Annotated in this window: 3 protein-coding genes and 1 pseudogene; all 4 read left to right on the forward strand. The window is 34.4% G+C overall.

Translation table 11 applies throughout. The annotated features are described in order from the left end of the window. A pseudogene (locus V7083_RS21865) lies at window positions 1–214 on the forward strand (short-chain dehydrogenase); the annotation flags it as partial. 228 nt (window positions 215–442) lie between these two features. Then, window positions 443–940, forward strand: a complete 498-nt coding sequence (locus tag V7083_RS21870; RefSeq protein ID WP_335482044.1) for a DinB family protein — start codon at window positions 443–445, stop codon at window positions 938–940. Window positions 941–1,011: 71 nt separating this feature from the next. After that, complete coding sequence (locus V7083_RS21875; protein ID WP_335482046.1) at window positions 1,012–1,428, forward strand: VOC family protein; 417 nt, start codon at window positions 1,012–1,014, stop codon at window positions 1,426–1,428. 716 nt (window positions 1,429–2,144) lie between these two features. Further along, a complete protein-coding gene (locus V7083_RS21880) occupies window positions 2,145–2,513 on the forward strand; it encodes an HsmA family protein (RefSeq protein WP_335482048.1) in 369 nt (122 codons plus the stop codon). Window positions 2,514–3,035 lie beyond the last annotated feature (522 nt).

Here is a 3,035-nt window from a genome sequence, read left to right on the forward strand (position 1 = left end):
AATTATGAAAACCTACTTTCATTCGCTTGAACGCCCAGAGTTTGGGTTAGCTCACTGGGGAATTACAATTATTCCACCTGAATCCTTATCAATGTTCTTTGATGTGGTTACATCTTCAACATTATATAAAAAATCTGCTGAACTTAATGAATTAGCTTCGAAAATTCTACAGGCTAAAGAAGAAAAAAAATACATGATACACTTTGGAATATAATCCTTTTGAGAAGGGATGTACTTAAGCTAACGGGGAGTTTAGTTGAACAATCGTCATTAGCTTTTATTCAACAATCGGGCCAGATTGTTGAATAGGGGTCTACAAGAATGCAAAATATCCTTCGAATAATAAGCCTTTGAGAGAGGCAATGGTTAGCTGAGCATGATACAATGAATTTGAAAATCTTGTCAAAAAATTGATGAATTGCTAATTTAAGGAGGGAATGGAATGTTTACATCAGTAAATGATTTCTTAAACGAATGGAAACAAGAAGCAGCTGTTACCCAAAAAGTGCTGGATGTGCTGACGGATGAATCGTTGAATCAGGAGGTTTCTCCAGGGTTATACAGCATTGGAAGCTTGGCTTGGCACATTACTGGAGCAGCTTACTACTTTCCTTCACAGGTTGGGTTAAAATTTGAGATTCCTGATCTTCAAAAAGAGGCACCGACATCAGCTGCTGAAATCAGCGAGACCTATAAAACTGTAAGTCAGCGGTTAACACAAGCATTTTCTGAACAGATTTCAGATGAAAAAATGAACAAAGTGGTGAATCTATTTGGAATGGACATGCCAGTTCAAGCTGTTTTTCGTCTGCTAATTCAACATCAGGCTCATCATCGTGGACAATTGACTGTCCTTATGAGACAAGCCGACTTGAAAGTTCCTGGCGTATATGGTCCTAGCAAAGAAGAATGGGAAGCAATGAATGCTCAAAAGAGCTGATATCGTTGATATAAAAAAGGCCGGCGCCTGCCTGTTTATTGTACAAAAATTTCTCTAGGAGGTAATAAAAAGTGGCATTCACATCCAAAAATATCTTTATCAATTTATCAGTAAAAGACGTGAATAAGTCCACCAATTTTTTCAAGGAGCTAGGTTTTGAGTTCAACCCACAATTCTCCGATGAGACCACATCTTGTATGATCATCAGTGACAACATTTTTGCTATGATAATGATTGAAGAACGTTTCAAAGGATTTAGTAAGAAGGAAATTGTGGATACTACTACTTCTGCCGAAGCAATTCTCAGCTTTTCAGCTGAAAGTCGGGATCAAGTGGATGAGATAGTAAATAAGGCATTGTCATCTGGTGGTAAAGCTTTTAGTGGGCCTCAAGATCATGGTTTTATGTATATATGGGGGTTTCAGGATTTAGACGGTCATTTATGGGAAGTTGCTTATATGGATGAAAGTGCAATTAATCAAGAATAAACTTTAAGGTTTAAAGTCGAATTAAGCTTAATATTCTAAGGGATGATGCCTAAAAAGGTATCATCTTTTTATTTATTTTTTATCAGATTAGAATATGTGAAGTAATGGACTTAAGTAAAGGGGGCTTGACTTGAATAAGATTTAAGCAATGACCTTCCACAATCGGGCGCTTTTCTGTAATAGGGAAAGTGCTTTCTCATTATAGGGCCATATTCTAGAATAAAGCGATTGCTCAAATCACGGAATATTGAAATCTAATTTGTTAATTATAGTACCCCTTTCATTTTTGAATCTATTCAAAGTATAATTTTCTAAGAGGAGTAGAGACGTTTGAAAAAGGAACAAGCCGTTTTTGAGCAAGTTAGTTTGAAAAATCGAATCCATCCACACATTATACATAACTAATATGTATCAACCTCTATTTTATATAACTTTCTACGAAATAGGTCTTGATAAATTTCAAACCAATAACAGCCCCCAAAATACGATGGGAGAGAAGCCTCTTATCGTATTTTTCATCTCCAAAATCTATTCGTTGAACCATACAAAAAGTTGTTCCCATCTAAACTAAAATTATGTTATTTTGGATTTAAAATTTCATAAATAATCATATTAGTAATATTGAGTTCATTTTCCGTTCATAATCCGTACGTACAATAAAGACACACAAAATGAAGAAGCAAAAAAGCTCAACATGATCGTAAGGAGGAAAAATGATGTTACTATATGCCATTATATTTATTTCATTGGCACTTGTTTTTTATACAGTTGGGGTATGGAGTGAGAAAATTCAAGGGGGATTAAAGAACTGGCATGTTATCATTTTTTGGCTTGGACTGGTATGTGATACTTCTGGAACAACTATTATGAGTAAAATTGCTCAAGGAGGCTTTTTATTTAGTTTTCATGGAATAACAGGCTTACTTGCTATTTTATTAATGTTATTTCATGTCATTTGGGCAACACTAGTTATAGCAAGAAAAGACAAAGCAATGATAAATAACTTTCACAAATTCAGTATTCTTGTCTGGCTCATTTGGCTGATTCCATATATTTCAGGTATGATTTTTGGAATGACAAGATAATATTCCAAAAATAAATCTGATCGCTCAAGTTTAAGAGAACTAAAAAGCTCAAAAACACTAGATTTATTATAACTAGTGTCCTTGAGCTTTTTTGCTTAATAACTGGGCCTTTGCCAAATTTGTCTAATGATTAAAAAAGGACATATGGGTAGTGAGTTAATCGTGTTTCTAACATGACTACGCCGTTAATTTCAATTCTCTAAAAATGGACATTAAAGGTTTTTGATTTAAAGCTTGATAGTAGGCATATACAATGAGTTGACCTAGTGAATCCTTATGTAGATTTGAAAAAAAGGCGCGACGTTTTAAAAAGTTGCGAAGCTTTACCCCTTTGGATATGGTTTTTCTAAAGGTGTGTTTTTATAGTGAAAAGGAAAAAACAGCTGAATTGAAAGATCAATTAAGGAACTGTTGAGTGACAATAAGTTGTTCTGTTAAAGGGCGCTTTTCTGTAATAGGGAAAGTGCTTTTTTTCACTATAGGGCCATATTCTTGAATAACGGGTATATAGAAAATTGTTAT

It is taken from the genome of Bacillus sp. JJ1764, assembly GCF_036962145.1.
Lineage (GTDB): Bacteria > Bacillota > Bacilli > Bacillales > Cytobacillaceae > Neobacillus.

Bases quoted from the DNA above. Each gene is read 5' to 3' on its own strand.
- V7083_RS21870 (WP_335482044.1), top strand. From the start codon at position 443: ATGTTTACATCAGTAAATGATTTCTTAAACGAATGGAAACAAGAAGCA.
- V7083_RS21880 (WP_335482048.1), top strand. From the start codon at position 2,145: ATGTTACTATATGCCATTATATTTATTTCATTGGCACTTGTTTTTTAT.